Source organism: Thioclava nitratireducens, assembly GCF_001940525.2.
GTDB lineage: Bacteria > Pseudomonadota > Alphaproteobacteria > Rhodobacterales > Rhodobacteraceae > Thioclava > Thioclava nitratireducens.
In genome coordinates this window covers 2418060-2432321 of record NZ_CP019437.1, presented here as the reverse complement: position 1 = coordinate 2432321, position 14262 = coordinate 2418060, and the positions used below count along the sequence as shown (strand labels likewise).

Annotated in this window: 16 protein-coding genes; 2 read left to right on the top strand and 14 right to left on the bottom strand. The window is 65.3% G+C overall.

The window, feature by feature from the left end:
- Positions 1 to 63: 63 nt before the first annotated feature.
- Both BMG03_RS11550 and BMG03_RS11545 read right to left on the bottom strand, forming a co-directional pair.
- Positions 64 to 792: a hypothetical protein gene (locus tag BMG03_RS11550; protein ID WP_075774934.1), complete on the bottom strand. Its 729-nt coding sequence runs from the start codon at positions 790 to 792 to the stop codon at positions 64 to 66.
- 20 nt (positions 793 to 812) lie between these two features.
- Positions 813 to 1568, bottom strand: a complete 756-nt coding sequence (locus tag BMG03_RS11545) for an RNA methyltransferase (RefSeq protein WP_075774933.1) — start codon at positions 1566 to 1568, stop codon at positions 813 to 815.
- Between the two features lie 100 nt (positions 1569 to 1668).
- On the opposite strand from BMG03_RS11545, the gene BMG03_RS11540 reads away from it, so the two are divergent.
- Together BMG03_RS11540 and BMG03_RS11535 are read left to right on the top strand one after the other, a co-directional pair.
- Positions 1669 to 2286, top strand: coding sequence for a thiamine phosphate synthase (locus BMG03_RS11540; RefSeq protein ID WP_075774932.1), 618 nt, complete (start codon positions 1669 to 1671; stop codon positions 2284 to 2286).
- A complete protein-coding gene (locus tag BMG03_RS11535) occupies positions 2286 to 2960 on the top strand; it encodes a nucleoside/nucleotide kinase family protein (RefSeq protein WP_077701236.1) in 675 nt (224 codons plus the stop codon). Before BMG03_RS11540 ends, BMG03_RS11535 begins: the two co-directional genes overlap by 1 nt.
- Before the next feature lie 10 nt (positions 2961 to 2970).
- Here the strand turns inward: BMG03_RS11535 and BMG03_RS11530 are convergent, their stop codons facing one another.
- The 12 genes from BMG03_RS11530 to BMG03_RS11485 all read right to left on the bottom strand — a co-directional run bounded on the left by BMG03_RS11530 (position 2971) and on the right by BMG03_RS11485 (position 14021).
- On the bottom strand, positions 2971 to 4215 hold the full coding sequence (locus tag BMG03_RS11530; protein WP_244270942.1) for a cytochrome P450: 1245 nt from the start codon (positions 4213 to 4215) through the stop codon (positions 2971 to 2973).
- A gap of 124 nt (positions 4216 to 4339) precedes the next feature.
- The gene (locus BMG03_RS11525) at positions 4340 to 5602 is read right to left on the bottom strand and encodes a hypothetical protein (RefSeq protein ID WP_075774930.1); all 1263 of its coding nucleotides are present in this window, start codon (positions 5600 to 5602) and stop codon (positions 4340 to 4342) included.
- Between the two features lie 56 nt (positions 5603 to 5658).
- Positions 5659 to 6351, bottom strand: a complete 693-nt coding sequence (locus tag BMG03_RS11520; RefSeq protein ID WP_075775126.1) for a M48 family metallopeptidase — start codon at positions 6349 to 6351, stop codon at positions 5659 to 5661.
- Positions 6352 to 6385: 34 nt separating this feature from the next.
- Entirely contained in the window at positions 6386 to 7018 is a 633-nt protein-coding gene (locus BMG03_RS11515; protein WP_075774929.1) for a DedA family protein, read from the bottom strand.
- The gene (locus tag BMG03_RS20750; protein WP_075774928.1) at positions 7015 to 7389 is read right to left on the bottom strand and encodes a hypothetical protein; all 375 of its coding nucleotides are present in this window, start codon (positions 7387 to 7389) and stop codon (positions 7015 to 7017) included. The genes BMG03_RS11515 and BMG03_RS20750 overlap by 4 nt, the downstream gene beginning before the upstream one ends.
- Complete coding sequence (locus BMG03_RS11510) at positions 7386 to 8567, bottom strand: vWA domain-containing protein (RefSeq protein ID WP_075774927.1); 1182 nt, start codon at positions 8565 to 8567, stop codon at positions 7386 to 7388. The genes BMG03_RS20750 and BMG03_RS11510 overlap by 4 nt, the downstream gene beginning before the upstream one ends.
- Before the next feature lie 13 nt (positions 8568 to 8580).
- Complete coding sequence (locus tag BMG03_RS20880; protein WP_165756950.1) at positions 8581 to 8748, bottom strand: hypothetical protein; 168 nt, start codon at positions 8746 to 8748, stop codon at positions 8581 to 8583.
- Positions 8749 to 8800: 52 nt separating this feature from the next.
- Complete coding sequence (locus BMG03_RS11505) at positions 8801 to 10291, bottom strand: DUF2927 domain-containing protein (RefSeq protein ID WP_244270941.1); 1491 nt, start codon at positions 10289 to 10291, stop codon at positions 8801 to 8803.
- A gap of 378 nt (positions 10292 to 10669) precedes the next feature.
- Positions 10670 to 11656: a methyltetrahydrofolate cobalamin methyltransferase gene (locus tag BMG03_RS11500; protein WP_075774926.1), complete on the bottom strand. Its 987-nt coding sequence runs from the start codon at positions 11654 to 11656 to the stop codon at positions 10670 to 10672.
- Positions 11653 to 12546: a methylenetetrahydrofolate reductase gene (locus BMG03_RS11495; RefSeq protein ID WP_075774925.1), complete on the bottom strand. Its 894-nt coding sequence runs from the start codon at positions 12544 to 12546 to the stop codon at positions 11653 to 11655. The genes BMG03_RS11500 and BMG03_RS11495 overlap by 4 nt, the downstream gene beginning before the upstream one ends.
- Before the next feature lie 14 nt (positions 12547 to 12560).
- On the bottom strand, positions 12561 to 12872 hold the full coding sequence (locus BMG03_RS11490) for a virulence factor (protein ID WP_075774924.1): 312 nt from the start codon (positions 12870 to 12872) through the stop codon (positions 12561 to 12563).
- 234 nt (positions 12873 to 13106) lie between these two features.
- On the bottom strand, positions 13107 to 14021 hold the full coding sequence (locus tag BMG03_RS11485) for a LysR family transcriptional regulator (protein ID WP_075774923.1): 915 nt from the start codon (positions 14019 to 14021) through the stop codon (positions 13107 to 13109).
- Positions 14022 to 14262 lie beyond the last annotated feature (241 nt).

Below are 14262 nucleotides of genomic sequence, written 5' to 3'. Positions count from 1 at the left end.
TTTTTCTGCGCACACGCCCTCAGGTCAAGCGCAATCCGCGCACGCCTCGCGCATGGCTGCGTTTCAGGGAAAGCTGCGCCCGTCTTCCAGCCGCGCAAGGATTGCCTCAGGTCCGCCCTGATGCGCCTCCCAGATCAGCACGGCGCAGGCGGCTTCGGCATAAAGTCGGTTGTCGCGCCCGGCCTGCGGTGCCCAGTCGAAGGGCGAGCTGGGCAGATCGGCGCGCGGCAGCGCCTGACAGCGCCCGATGCCCGAGCCTGGCCCGAGATAGCGCGGATCGTTCGAGACCAGCACCGCTAGCCCCTCGTCGAACCACGCGGGCATGCGACCGCGTACCTGACCCAGAACCCCCAGCCGGGCATGGGTCTCTGTATGGGTCAGCTCATGCGCGAGGATCGTCTCGGTCAGCCCGCGCGGGGCCACGCGGATCACCGCCCAGGCCCCGAGCGAATAGGTCACTGCCGCCGCACCCCGCCCACCAAGGCGGCGGTCGCAGGCGTCGCTCGTGCAGGCGAGAATGCGGGTATGGGCTTCGCGCGTGGGATAAAATTGGGCGACGGTGTCGCGTGCCGCATCGACCGTCTCGACCAGATCGCGGCGCTCTGCGCGGCTCATCTCATGCTCGACGAAAATGCCCGGCGCGGCCCGGTCCAGCCCGAAGCAGCGCGGGCATAGCCCCGCCGCCAGTACCGGATAGAACCACAAGAGAGCGATCAGGCCCAGAAGCCCGCCCGCCAGAAGCGCCAATAGAGAGACCCGGATCACTCGCCACATGCCGCCAAGATGGCGCATGCCACGGTTTTCACCAAGCGTCAGTCGCGCCCGCGGAGGATTTGTCGCAGCGCGCCGTGCAGTGTCTGCACCTCCGAGCGCGTCATCGCGAAGCGCGTCCACATGTTGCGCAGGTTGCGCTTCATCATCGGGGCCTTCGCGGGCGGGTGGAAGAAGCCCGCCTCTTCGAGCCGCTGCTCGAAGTGATCGCCCAGCTTCTCGACCTCGACCGCGCTTGCAGGATCATGGCCCGCAAGTCCCGGATCGATCGGAACGGACTCCAATGTGTGGCGCGAATACTCATAGGCCGACAGCAGCACCGCCTGCGCGAGGTTGAGCGAGAAGAATTCCGGGTTCACCGGCACGGTGATGATCGCATTGGCACGCAGGATGTCGTCATTCTCCAGCCCCGTGCGTTCGGGCCCGAAAAGCACGCCGACCTTCTGGCCTGCGACGATGCGTTTGCGCGCCTCGTCCATCGCCGCCTCGGGCGTGTAGATGGGTTTGGGCAACTCACGGCCGCGCGCGGTGGTGGCAAAGACGTAATCGCAATCGGCGACCGCGTCCGCCACGCTGTCATAGACGCCCGCGAAATCGAGCACTTGACCGGCCGCCCCCGAGGCCATCGCCACCGCCTTGGGGTTGGGCCAACCGTCGCGCGGTTCCACCAGCCGCATCTTGCGCAGCGAGAAGTTGAGCATCGCGCGCGCCGCCGCCCCGATATTCTCGCCCATCTGCGGACGCACGAGGATGAAGGCGGGCTGGGCGGGATCGGGGATTTCGGGCGTATTGGGCATGGGCGGTCCTTTCGCGCCTCTCCTAGTCGCGCAAGCTGGCACTGGCAAGGCCGCGCCGCTTGCGTTAATAGGCGGCCAAGACCCGCAAAGGAGCCTGCCCATGGCCGAAGACCGCCCGCAGATTTACCTGATCACGCCGCCCGCTTTCGACGCCGAGGAATTCGCGCCGAAACTGGCCTCGGTGCTCGATGCGCATGAGATCGCCTGCATCCGCCTGTCGCTCGCCAGCCGCGACGAATACGAAATCGGTCGGGTCGCCGACGCGATGCGCGAAGTGGCCCATGCCCGCGACGTGGCGCTGGTCATCGAATCCCATGTCGCCCTCGTTGAACGCCACGGGCTCGACGGGGTGCATTTCATCGATGGCGCGAAGCAGATCCGCTATGGCCGCAAGGAGCTGGGCGACGACGCGATCGTCGGCAGTTTCTGCGGCAATTCCCGCCATGAGGGGATGAACGCGGGCGAGGCGGGGGCCGACTATGTCTGCTTCGGCCCGATCGGCGAGACCGTTCTGGGCACGGCGGAGCCTGCCGAGCACGAGCTGTTCGCCTGGTGGTCGGAAGTGATCGAAGTCCCGGTGGTGGCCGAAGGCGCGCTGACCGAGGAATTGGTCACGAAATTCGCCCCCGTCACCGACTGGTTCGCCTTCGGCGACGAGGTCTGGCGCGAAGACGACCCGGCCGCAGCTTTGGGACGGTTCATCGAGTCGATGTCGTGATGCCGGATTGGCTCGGCGATAGCGACGGCCCGATGGGCGATTACGGGGCCTTCATGGAGAGCGAGCTGCAGGTGCCGCGCGCCGATCTGGCCTCGCATATCCGCCAGCTTCCGGGCGAGCGGCTGCTGATCGGGCTCGTCGGCGGCCCCGGTGCGGGCAAGTCGCATCTCGCGCATGAACTCGCCGAGGCGCTCGGAGAGCAATCGGCGATTGTCGCGATGGACGGGTTTCACCGCGACAATGACTGGCTCGACGCACGCGGCCTGCGTAACGTGAAGGGCGCACCGGAAACATTTGATACGGAGGGGTTTTCACAACTTCTTGCACGGCTGAAGTCGAGCCGTCAGGACGAGGCGGTGCCGACCTTCGACCGTGATCTGGACGCCACCGTTCCGGGCGGTGCAAACGTGCCGGGCTCGGCGAAATACCTGATCGTCGAGGGCAATTACCTGCTGCTGACGCGGCCCGGTTGGAGCGATCTCTATCCGCTTTTCGATCTCACGATCCGCATCGATCTGCCTGAAGAGGTGCTGCGCGAGCGGCTGACTCAACGCTGGCGCGATCAGGGCTGCGATCTGGCCGAGACGCGCCGCCGCGTCGAGGAAAACGACTTGCCCAATGGCCGTACCATCACGCGCGAGAGCCGCGCCGCCGATCTCGTCGTGCGGGACTGAGCTTCGCGTCTCAACGCACGGAAATCCTGAGATAAATCCCGTCCTTGCCGCGCACCGTCAGATGCGCGACAGGGACAGGCTCGTGGCCCTCGACAGCCTCGAAACGAAACGCCCGCAGCAGCATCGCGAGCAGAAGCGGCCCCTCCGCCATCGCGAAGCCTGCACCGGGGCAGACCCGCGCGCCCGAGGAGAACGGGATATAGGCGCGGCGCTGGCAGGACTTGCCGTTCTCGGTCTCCCAGCGGCTCGGGTCGAACCCGTCGGGATTGTCCCATAGCCGTTCGTGGCGATGCAGGTGCCACGGTGAGATGACCACCTGACTGCCCGGTTTGACGTCGCGCCTGCGGAAGGTTTCCGGGCCGGTCGCCTCGCGCACGAACATCGGCACCGGCGGGTAAAGCCGCATCGCCTCACGGAATGTGGCGCGGTTCAACTTCAGCTTGGAAAGCACGGAAAAGTTGTGACTTTCCGCCAGTGCAGTCGTTGCCTCTTCGGCCACTCGGTCCTGCCATTCCGGATGCGTCGCCAGCAGATAGAGCGCCCATGCCAGCGCCGAAGCCGAAGTCTCGTGGCCCGCAAGAAAGAAGATCGCGACCTGATCGACCATCTCGGCGGTGTCGAAGGTCTCGCCGGTTTCGGGATCGGCGGTGGTCATGATCTTGGTCGCCAGATCGTCGGGCGCGGTGCCGGTGGCGATCCGGGCGGCGCGCTCTGTCGTCAGCCGCTTGATCAGCGCGCGGATATGGGCGGCCGTGCGCTTCGTCTCGCGCGCATGAAAGCGCGGAAACCAGCGCGGCAGCGGCAGAAGCGCGCCAAGATTGACCACCGGAGAGGCGCGCTGATGGCGCTTGAAGGCTGCGAAGACGGCGCTGGCGGTCTCATCCTCGATCGGGATCGAGAATAGGGTGCGAAAGATGATATCGGCCGCGAAGTGGGAGGTTTCCGTTTCAATATCAATTGGTTCGGCGTCGGTCTTCAACTTCAGCCGTTCGACGCAAGCCTCGCCCGCTGCCCACATCGCCGGGAATGTCTCGCGAAGCTTGCCGCCCTCGAAGGCCGGGTCGATGATCCGGCGCTGGCGCTGCCATTGTTCGCCATTGGTGATGAAGACGCTCTCGCGGAGAAGCGGTTTCAGCCCCTCGCGCACTCGGTCGGATTTCGGGAAATCCATCGGGCGTTTGTTGAGCACCAGATCGACCAGATCGGGGTCGTTGCACATGTAGGAGCGGAAGAACGGCGTGCGGAACTCCGCCATCCACGCGCGATAGAGACGCGCGGGCTGGGCGGAGAGGATGTCGGATTTGAACAGCCGGAAATAGCGCCAGAGAGAGACGCGATCCGGGCGCGGGGTCGGTTTCGGGGTAGGCGGGAGGGCCGGCTCATGTGACGCTCGAGAACCGGTTCGCGGGCGTCGTGATCCGGCTTTTCGATGGCGGACGACCGTGGAAGCGTTCGGCCAGGGTCAGCGGTCCGGCGGTCAGGCGGAAATAGTCGTAATCCCTTGGCCGGTCGAAGGCGCAGAGGTATTGGAAATGCAGCCGGAAGAAGCGCCAGCGGAGGTCTTTCCAACGTGCAGGGCTGAGAGTCTGGGTGAAGGCGGCGGAGATCACCAGCGGGTGGATCTGGCCCTCCGGGGCCACGCCCGAGACCGCAACCGGATCGCAGAGCGCGAAGGCGCAGCCATCGCCCGGCGCGGTGACGTCGAGCCAGAACAGCTCGGGCCGCGTGGCGAGGAACTGCAGATCTGCGCGCAGGCGGGTAGCGCGGGGGAGGTAGCTGACCATCGGGATGACCTGACCGAGCGAGAGGAAGGCGAGCGCCGGGGGCGCTGCCCCCGGACCCCCGGGATATTTCGACAAGCCCGAACTGGGGAGGCGGTTCTCGCGGATCAGGTCGGCGAGGATCGAGACGGCCAGATGGGCGCCCGAGGAATGGCCGACGATCAGGACTTCATCCCAGTCCTCTCGCATGGCGTCTTCGATGCGGGCGGCGAATTCGGCCATGCGCGCTTCCAGCTCTGGCGGGTTCGCACCGCCCCAGCGTGCGGTGAAGGCGTAGTCATGCATCAGGTAATAGGCGAAGAGCTTGCCGTCTTTGCCTCGGAACCAGCGTAGGGTGAGAGCGAGGATCGCGGCGCCGAGAATGAGGCCTGCGAGCCAGTCGAGCGGGAAGCCGGGAAGGCGCGTCAATGCGAGTGCTGCCGTAGCCCAGCCAAGGCCGAACCCGATCAGCGCCTGCACGATCAGTGCCACGATCGGGTAGAGCGCGGCGATCACCGGGCCTTTGCGCAGCCTCATCAGCCGGAACAGCGCGCCGGAGGCGATATAGGCCCATGCGGTGCGGATCAGTTGCGCGTAGGTCGCGGGGATCGATTTGCCCATCGATGAGCGCACGATATCGGACCAGACGAGCACTTCGACATCGGCCTCGACCTCTGCGCCGTCCTGGGTGGAGGTGACGTGCCAGCCATAGGGGCCGCCTGCGCGCTTGGGCGCCAGCGAGATCTCGTAGCCCGAGATACGGGCCTGGTCTGCGCCTTCCTTGCGGTAGAGCTCGCGGTAGCGGCGGGGGTGAATCGGGTCGTAGCCCGGAATGTAGAACACCCGGCGCCTGTGCACCCGCCCTTTAGACCCGCTTGTCATTCGCTGCCCTTCCTCGCGGGCAGATTAGCGGCCCTGCGAGGCGAAAGTAAGGAAAATCAGCGCTCTGCGCGTGACCAGCGCAACTGGTTCGCCTCGATCGCGGCGATGCGCTTTTCAGTCTTGGGGTGGGTGAGCAACCAGGCGGGCGTGGTCTGGCCCGCGTTCTTGGTCAGCGCATCGAGCTTGCGGAAAAGCGAGACCTGCGGCGCGGTGCCGAAGCCCGCCTTGATCATCAGTGCCGAGGCGAATTCATCGGCCTCGAACTCGTCTCGCTGGCTGAGGCGGGCAGCGAGTGCGGCGGTGATCAGATTGGCGATCCACGGACCGATGAAGGGGATGAAGCGGCCAAGCACTGTCATCAGCACGGCGCGCAGGGCGTTCTGACCCGAGAAGTCGATCATGCGGCGGCGCGAATGGCCCAAGGCGACATGGCCCAACTCATGCGCGATCACCGAGGTCAGTTCCTCCGCCGAGACCTCGCGGTTGCGATATTTGCGCATGAAGCCTTCGGTGATGAAGACGCGGCCATCGGGGGCGGCGAGGCCGTTGACCGGTTCGATCTGGTAGACATGGACGGGGATTTCCGAGACTTCGAGCGCGGCGGCGAGCCGGTCGAGATAGGGCTCCAGCTTGCTGTCGCGCAACCGGCGCGAATTCCCGTTCAGCTGGCGTTTGAGTTGCCAGGTCGAGAAATGCCACATGGCGAAGCCGTAGAGGACCAGCAGCAGGATCGGGAGAAGGCGGAACAACATGGGATGGATATGGCGGCTCGCGGGCCCGTGATCAAGCGTCGTGATCAGGCGTCGGATGGGGGGCTTTGGGCGCGCGTTTGGCCGCGTGCCAGAGCCACCAGCCGAAGGCGAAGGCGGCCGCACCCGCGCCCAACAGCCCCAGCGCGTTGCCTGCAAGTTCGGCGGCCGCGTCCAGATTGGCCCCGAAAGTGATGCCGAGGCCCACATAGGCGGTGACCCAGACCGCTTCGCCCGCCAGATCTGCCAGCGTGAAACGCCGATGCGCGAAGCCCGAGGCGCCGGCTGCGAGGTTCACCCAAGGCCCGAGCGCGGAGAACATCCAGCGGGTGAAGAACACCGTGACCGCGCCTCGCCTGCGCAGGGCGGCCATCGCCTTGTCCACCAGGGCGCCGCGTCTGGTGCCGGGCTGCGGCAGGAACCGCTCGGCCCGGCGGCCGAGCTGAAAGCCCAGCTGATCGCCGAGGATCGCGCCGGTGAAGGCTGCGCCCGCGACCGTCGCGAGGTCCAGATCGCCCGAGGCCACGAAGGCTCCGCTCGCGATCATCATCAGCGAGGAGGGGACCGGGATCGCGAGGCAGCTCAGGAAGGTCGTCAGACCTAACAGCCAAGGCCCATAGAGCGGCACCTGCGCGAGCAGCCAATCTGAGAGGTCGGAGAAACTCATTGCGGCGGTCGCGCTTCTTTGTCGGCGATCGTCTTCGGCAGGCCGAGAGAGAGTTTGCGCATCAGGTCCTGCAGCGGCTCGCCCTTGGCCTTCGCGATACGTTCCAGCGTCGGGCGTCCGTCGCCGACCAGCGCGTGGCCGTCCTCGATGCCGAGGATCGCGTCGACTTCCTCGATCTTCAGATGCCAGCTGCGCGCGATATAGCCAGGCGTCATCCATTCCTCGGGGCTTTGATGCATATGGGCGGGGTCCGACCAGTAGATCGCGCGCGAGACGAACCTTGCGCCGAAGAACAGCGACAGCGCGACCGCGAGGATAAAGCCCAGCGAGGCGATCTTGTGATGCCCCCAGAGGTAGCGCAGCCGGTTCATCCGAGTTCCTTCATCGCCGCGGTGATCCCTTCGAGGGTCAGCGGATGCATTCGGTTCTCGAAAATCTCGCGGATGATCTCGATCGACGGCGTATAACCCCAGCCGCGTTCCGGGATCGGGTTGAGCCATGTGTGATCGGGCCATTGCTCGCGCGCGCGGGTCAGCCAGACGTGGCCCGCTTCGTCGTTCCAATGCTCGTTTGCGCCGCCGCGATGGGTGATCTCATAGGGCGACATCGAGGCGTCGCCCACGAAGATGCATTTGTAATCGGGCCCGTAGCGATGGAGCACGTCCCAGGTCGGCGTCGCCTCGTTCCAGCGACGCTTGTTCGATTTCCAGACGCCCTCGTAGAGGCAATTGTGGAAATACCAGTGCTCGAGATGCTTGAACTCGGATTTGGCGGCGGAGAACAGTTCCTCTACCAGCTGCACATGGGCGTCCATCGAGCCGCCCACATCGAGAAACAGCACGACCTTCACCGCGTTATGCCGCTCGGGCCGGGTCTTGACGTCGATATAGCCGGCTTCGGCCGAGGCGCGGATCGTGCCGGGCAGGTCCAATTCCTCGTTCGCGCCGTGCCGCGCCCATTGGCGCAGGCGCTTGAGCGCCACCTTGATGTTGCGGGTGCCCAGCTCCACCGTGTCGTCGAAATCGCGAAACTCGCGCTTGTCCCAGACCTTCACCGCGCGCTGGTGACGGCTTTCCTTCTGGCCGATGCGGACGCCTTCCGGATTGTAGCCATAAGCGCCGAAGGGCGAGGTGCCCCCCGTACCGATCCATTTGCTGCCGCCCTGATGGCGGCCTTTCTGCTCCTCGAGCCGCTTTTTCAGCGTTTCCATCAGGTTGTCGAACCCGCCGAGCGCCTCGATCTGCGCTTTTTCTTCGTCTGTTAGGTGTTTCTCAAGCTGCTTGCGCAGCCATTCCTCGGGTAGATCGACGGCGTTGAGCACATCGTCCGGCGTGATCGTCTCCAGCCCCGAGAAGGCCTCGGAGAACGCGCGGTCGAACCGGTCGAGGAAGCGTTCGTCCTTCACCATCGCGGCGCGGGCGAAATAGTAGAACCCGTCGATGTCGTAGGTGCAAAGCCCCGCGGCCAGCCCTTCGAGAAAGCTCAGATATTCGCGCAGAGAGACGGGGACACCGCCGCGCCGCAGAGCATCGAAGAATGGCAGGAACATCTCCGCCCTCCGATTATGCCCAGATGCGGTTGATGATCACGGTGACGAAGAGGCCCACCAGCGCCAGCCCGATCGCGTGAACGGCGGCATATTGCGCCCGGTCGAGCTTGTTGCCGCCGCGTTTGCGGGCCTTCCAGTCGCCCCAGATCAGCCCGATCACCACCCCTGCCAGAACATACATGCTGCGCCCCCTTGCGGTCTTGGTCCGGGCGCGCCCGGACCGCCTTTTGCGGTCAGTTCACGCGAGCGCCCGCATTGGCGAGGGCCGCCACCTCTTTCGCGCGGCGTGTAACCGCCGCGTCCGAGCCAAATCCATAGCGCGCCCATTGCTGCATGTCGAGACGAGCCTGATGTTCCTGCGTAGCGTCACCAAGCTGGCCATAGGCTTCGGCGCGGATCATGTAGAGCGTGGCCATCAGCGAGGCGTTCTCGGTCGAGACATCGGGGGCCAGCGCGCGGTTCACCAGCGTCACCGCCTCCTGCGCGCGGCCCGTGCCAAGCGCGTAGGCCGCAAGCTGCATATCGATATGGGCGGCCTGAATTTCCGCGCCCGGCGTTGCGCGGTAGATCCGGCCTGCCTTCTTGTAGGCCGCGACGGCTTTCTCGGGATCGGTCTTCATCGTCAGCCGCCCGACCGCGAACCACGCAAACGCCGCGCGGCTGTCATGCCAGCCCCGGCTGGTGGCGATCTTCGTGGCGCGTTCGGCGGCGGCACGACGGCGCTTGTCGCTCGCGCCTTGACCGAGCGCGGTGGTGATCGCCTTCACATAGGCGCGCGGTGTCGGATCGGCGGGCAGGGTGCGCATCTGGCCGCCCGACGGGTGGATCTTCGACAGGATCGCGGGCAGGGCCATGCGCACTTCGTCGGGGCTCATGCCGGTATGCAGCGCCGGGTCGTAATAGGCGCGCAGGATCGTCATGTCGAACTTGGTCAGCACGGTGTGGAAATTGTCGTCGTTCCAGACCGTGTCGGGCAGGCGGTAGAGATCGTTCACCGGCCCGAGCGCCTGGCTGACCTCCTCATGCAGGCAGTCGCGGATTTCCTGCGGCGTGGAGTCGGCGGGGATGAACACGGTGGCGGAATGGCGCTGCGTCAGCTTGGCCCAATCGCTGGCCTCGTCGCCATGCGAGTTGCGGTAATCCGTCCAGCTTTCGACATTAGGCACCACGAAACAGGCGACATTCGGAACCTCGCGCCGCATCTGCCGTTGGGGAACGAATTGCACAGAGATTGTGTTGGTATTGCCCGGTTCGGTCGACACGTTCAGCCCCGCCTCGGTCTGCAGCCGGTGGACCAGATGACCCAGTTCGGTCTGCGCGACGGGCGGGGCGTTGCCGGCGAGCGTGATCGAGACGGGACCTTCGAACCGGGTGAAGCGCGGCAGCGCGCGCCCGGATTCGAGGAAAAAGCTGAGTTCCATGAAGTCGGCGCCCAGATGGCTGTTATCGGGCAGCCGCTCAGACGGGGGAGCGGTCTCGAGCCCTGGCGCCAGATCGGGCGCGGAGAGATCGAGAAGTTGGGCCGTGCCACGGGTCGTCGTCACCTCGGGGCTGTTGGTCGAGCAGGCGGCGAGACCGCCCGCGACGATCAGCGCGGCGAGCATGCCCGCCCGCGCCGCAGCGCGTCCGGGGGACGAGGCTTTCAACAAGCCGGTGCGCGATGCCGTCTCAAGGTGCGCAGGCGCCAGAGAGGCCGCGCTGAGCAGTTTGAATGCTAAGCGCATGGCAGCGTGTTCCCAGTTCGATGCCGCAAGGTACACATACGGGTTTAAGCCCTGCCAGTAAATCTTTGCCTTACAATCGGAATTTTCGAGCCCCGGGGCGCGAAGCGGCGATATCCCGCCGGTCCGCAGCGCGGCTGAGGCTGCAATATGCTGAATGAGACGGCTTCTGTGCGCGGGAGCTCTGATTGATTACGACTCCGCGAATCGCGCCGTGATAACCGCCATTGTCCCATTGTCGTGGAACTGCGGACGATTTGTGCCGGTTTGCGCAACAATATCCGCAGGTAAGGCCGCAAATCCGGGCTGGAAGAAACGCGATGCGCAAAATGCGAAACGCCCGGAGCAAGCCCGGGCGTTCGACTGTCTTGGTGGGGCGGATCAGGCGCGGCGACGGCGCCCGCCACGACGCCCACCGGCGGAGGAGGTGGCCGCGGCTGCCGAGGCTTCGGCGAAGCTGATGCCGCCCTCTTTCATCGCGTCGAGCGTCTTCGACAGGCGGATCCACTCCATCCCGTTCGGGTCGTGGTTCATCAGCAGGTTGGCGGCGCGGATCGCCTCCATCTCCTGATTGCGCACCGGGTTCATGATGGCCGAGGTCATGCCCGCGCCGATCGCCATCGGCAGGTAGGCCCCGTTGATCCCGTGACGGTTCGGAAGGCCAAAGGAGATGTTCGACGCGCCGCAGGTGGTGTTCACGCCCAGCTCGTCGCGCAGACGGTTGACCAGCGTGAAGACCTGACGGCCCGCGGAGGCCATTGCGCCCACAGGCATCACCAGCGGATCGACCACGATGTCATGCGCGGGGATGCCGAAATCGGCGGCGCGCTCGACGATCTTCTTGGCCACGGCGAAACGCACGTCGGGATCTTCGGAAATCCCGGTGTCGTCGTTCGAGATCGCGACGACCGGCACGTTGTATTTCTTCACCAGCGGCAGAACCAGTTCCAGACGCTCTTCCTCGCCCGTCACCGAGTTCAGCAGCGGACGGCCTTCGGCGGCTTCCAGACCCGCCTCGAGCGCGGCCGGAACCGAGCTGTCGATGCACAGCGGCACGTCGATCACGCCCTGCACGCAGTTGATCAGATCGCGCATCAGCGAGGGTTCGACGAAGTTGTTATCCGCATAGCGCGGGTCTTCGGCCATCTTGTTCGAGAACACCGCGCCCGAATTGATGTCCAGAACCGTGGCGCCGCAGGCGACCTGCTCGAGCGCGTCTTTCTCGACGGTCGAGAAATCGCCTTGCTCCAGCTCGGCGGCCAGCTTCTTGCGGCCGGTGGGGTTGATCCGCTCACCGATGACGCAGAAGGGCTCGTCAAAGCCGATCACGACGGTTTTGGTTTTGGACTCAAGGACGGTGCGGGTCATTCATGGCCTCTCTGTTCGGCGATCCAATTGGCTGTGGCGGTGATACCGCCCAGCGGGAAGAAATGCACGGCTTCGATATTCGATGGGCGATCGGCGGCCAGATCGGTCAGCAATTCGGTCGGCTCGAAGGGCAGCAGCAGCTTCGTCACGTCGCGGGCGCGCTTTTGCAGCACTTTCAGCGAGGGGCCGACGCCGCAGGCGATGGCGAACTTCAGCAGCGTCTGCAGTTTCGCGGGGCCCGCGATGCCCAGATGGACCGGCATTTCGATGCCGTTGGCCTCCAGACGCTTGGCCCAGTCGCGGATCGGACCGGCCTCGAAGGCGAATTGCGTGGCGATCGCCATATCCGCATCGGTGCGGTTCGCGAAATCCTGCTTGAGCTTCAGCGCGGCCATCACCTCTGCCTCGCCGCCATTGGGATCGATGTCGCGGTTGCCCTCGGGGTGGCCGGCGACATGAAGACGGGCGAAGCCGTCGAAGGCGCCGGTTTCGATCATCTGCATGGCGCAGTGGAAGTCGCCCTTCGGCTCGGCCACGCCGCCGCCCAGCAGCAGCGCCTGCTCGACACCTGCTTCGCCACGGTAGCGTGAGACCCAGTCATTGAGCTGCGCTTCGTCGCGGATGATGCGCGCCGGGAAGTGCGGCATCGGCTCGAAACCCTCTTCGCGCAGCCGTTTGGCCGTGGCGAGCATTTCCTCGAAGGGCGTGCCGTCGATATGGGCGATATAGACGCGGGAGCCCTTCGCGAACAAAGGCGCGAAGCTTTCCACCTTCGCGGCGGTGCGCGGCATGACCTCGACCGAGGCGCCGTCCAGCAGGGCCACCATATTGGCGTTCACCGGCGGGCGGACCGGTTTCGCAGCCTCGCGGCGGAAATTCACAAGAGCCATGCGCCTATTCTCCCTTACGCGTCGGGCTGGGGGTTCCAGCCGTCATTGGCAATCAACGCGCGCAACCGCGCGTCGTCGTAGTCAGAGAGGATACGCGCCAGCACGGCCTCGGCCGCCTCGGCATCGTCGCCGGGCTCCTCGCCCTCGGGCACCTTGCGCCACTCGGCCAGATAGGCGTCGCTGTCGCGTGCGCCGATCTTCATGGCCGCGCGGTCGATCGCCTGCTCGAACCGTTCGGGCAGTGGTTTCTTGACGCCACGGCGTCCCTTGCCCGCGATGATCTGGGCCGGGATGTCGCGCCAATAGACCAAGGTGATCTGTGCCATGCGAATCTCTCTCCTCGTGGGGCCAGAATTGCCCGAAAGCGACGCCGGGCGCGGTGGATTTTCGACATTCCGTCGCGGGTGAGCGACGTGCCGGTGACTGTGGGGCAGGTGATAGCAGGCGGGCAGGGGCCTGGGCCAGCGCTGCGCATCGGAATAATCCGCGCCAAGATCATGAGCGCGGCTCAATCGACCGCGCTCCATCGCTGACCCAATCGGCCCGCCGCGTCGCCCCGTTCAATCCGACAGGGCGGTGATCCGGGGCAGGAACTCGGCGCGGCTCTTGGAAACCTCTTCGGCGATGAAGCGCATCGCGGCGCGGACGCGGGCGATCTCGTGCAGGTCTTCATGAGTGACCAGCCAGAAGGTGCGGCGAATCTCGATCTCGTCGGGCAGGATCGGCACCAGCTTCGTCGAGTGGCGGGCGAGGAAATCGGGCAGCACCGCGATCCCGCGTCCGGCCTCGGCCACCTGCTTGTGCGCGAAGAGATTGGTCGAGGACAGGCGCGGCGTGTGATCGCCCAGCATGACCGACAGGTAATCCAGCTCCGGCGTGTAGATCAGTTCCGGGATATAGCCGACCAGCGGGTGCTTCAGCAGGTCCTCCTTGCGGTTGATCGCCGAATTGCGGGCGAGGTAGTCGGGGGAGGCGTAGAAATGCAGCGTGTATTCGGTGAGCTTGCGCGACACGAGCCGGCCCTTTTCGGGGCGCGACAGGGTGATCGCGATATCCGCCTCGCGCTTCGAGAGCGAGAACAGGCGCGGCGTGGCGACCAGCTGCGCCTCCAGCTCGGGATTGGCCTTGATGAAATCCGCCAGCCGCGGCGCGAGAAAGAACGCCCCGAACGCATCGGGCGCACCGATTCGCACCGTGCCGGACAGCGCATAGAGCGTGCCCGACAATTCGTCCTGCACGCGTGCCGCGACATTCTCGATCTGCTCGGCCTTCGCCAGAAGCCGCTCGCCATGTTCCGACAGCGCATAGCCGCGCGGGCTGCGCTCGAACAATTGCGCGCCAAGCTGGGTCTCCAAAGATTTGACCCGGCGTGATACCGTGGCATGATCGGTGCCCATCGCGCGGGCCGCGACGGTCAGGCGCCCGGCCCGGGCCACCGAGAGAAAGAATCGCAGATCGTCCCAATCGAAGCTCATTGCCGGTCCTTTTTGCAGTCGTGTGTCGTAAAAACGGGCTATATGGGTATTCTTGCACATGCGTTTGGCGATACGTGGCATGGCCGCGCGTATTTTCCCACCTAGCCTTTTGCACATGGCCGGTTTCTGCCTATGATGGGAGCGCTGACAATGAATTTATCGGCTTGAAGGGAACTGCGGTGGCGCAAGCGCTTGAATGTCCCCTCGTTTCCAAGCTGAATTCGCCAGCGGTCGCGTCGAG

What these genes read in the sequence shown, in the direction of transcription:
- BMG03_RS11550 (WP_075774934.1), bottom strand. Translation starts at nt 792, where the DNA reads ATGCGCCATCTTGGCGGCATGTGGCGAGTGATCCGGGTCTCTCTATTG.
- BMG03_RS11545 (WP_075774933.1), bottom strand. Translation starts at nt 1,568, where the DNA reads ATGCCCAATACGCCCGAAATCCCCGATCCCGCCCAGCCCGCCTTCATC.
- BMG03_RS11540 (WP_075774932.1), top strand. Translation starts at nt 1,669, where the DNA reads ATGGCCGAAGACCGCCCGCAGATTTACCTGATCACGCCGCCCGCTTTC.
- BMG03_RS11535 (WP_077701236.1), top strand. Translation starts at nt 2,286, where the DNA reads ATGCCGGATTGGCTCGGCGATAGCGACGGCCCGATGGGCGATTACGGG.
- BMG03_RS11530 (WP_244270942.1), bottom strand. Translation starts at nt 4,215, where the DNA reads ATGGCGGAGTTCCGCACGCCGTTCTTCCGCTCCTACATGTGCAACGAC.
- BMG03_RS11525 (WP_075774930.1), bottom strand. Translation starts at nt 5,602, where the DNA reads ATGACAAGCGGGTCTAAAGGGCGGGTGCACAGGCGCCGGGTGTTCTAC.
- BMG03_RS11515 (WP_075774929.1), bottom strand. Translation starts at nt 7,018, where the DNA reads ATGAGTTTCTCCGACCTCTCAGATTGGCTGCTCGCGCAGGTGCCGCTC.
- BMG03_RS20750 (WP_075774928.1), bottom strand. Translation starts at nt 7,389, where the DNA reads ATGAACCGGCTGCGCTACCTCTGGGGGCATCACAAGATCGCCTCGCTG.
- BMG03_RS11510 (WP_075774927.1), bottom strand. Translation starts at nt 8,567, where the DNA reads ATGTTCCTGCCATTCTTCGATGCTCTGCGGCGCGGCGGTGTCCCCGTC.
- BMG03_RS20880 (WP_165756950.1), bottom strand. Translation starts at nt 8,748, where the DNA reads ATGTATGTTCTGGCAGGGGTGGTGATCGGGCTGATCTGGGGCGACTGG.
- BMG03_RS11505 (WP_244270941.1), bottom strand. Translation starts at nt 10,291, where the DNA reads ATGCGCTTAGCATTCAAACTGCTCAGCGCGGCCTCTCTGGCGCCTGCG.
- BMG03_RS11500 (WP_075774926.1), bottom strand. Translation starts at nt 11,656, where the DNA reads ATGACCCGCACCGTCCTTGAGTCCAAAACCAAAACCGTCGTGATCGGC.
- BMG03_RS11495 (WP_075774925.1), bottom strand. Translation starts at nt 12,546, where the DNA reads ATGGCTCTTGTGAATTTCCGCCGCGAGGCTGCGAAACCGGTCCGCCCG.
- BMG03_RS11490 (WP_075774924.1), bottom strand. Translation starts at nt 12,872, where the DNA reads ATGGCACAGATCACCTTGGTCTATTGGCGCGACATCCCGGCCCAGATC.
- BMG03_RS11485 (WP_075774923.1), bottom strand. Translation starts at nt 14,021, where the DNA reads ATGAGCTTCGATTGGGACGATCTGCGATTCTTTCTCTCGGTGGCCCGG.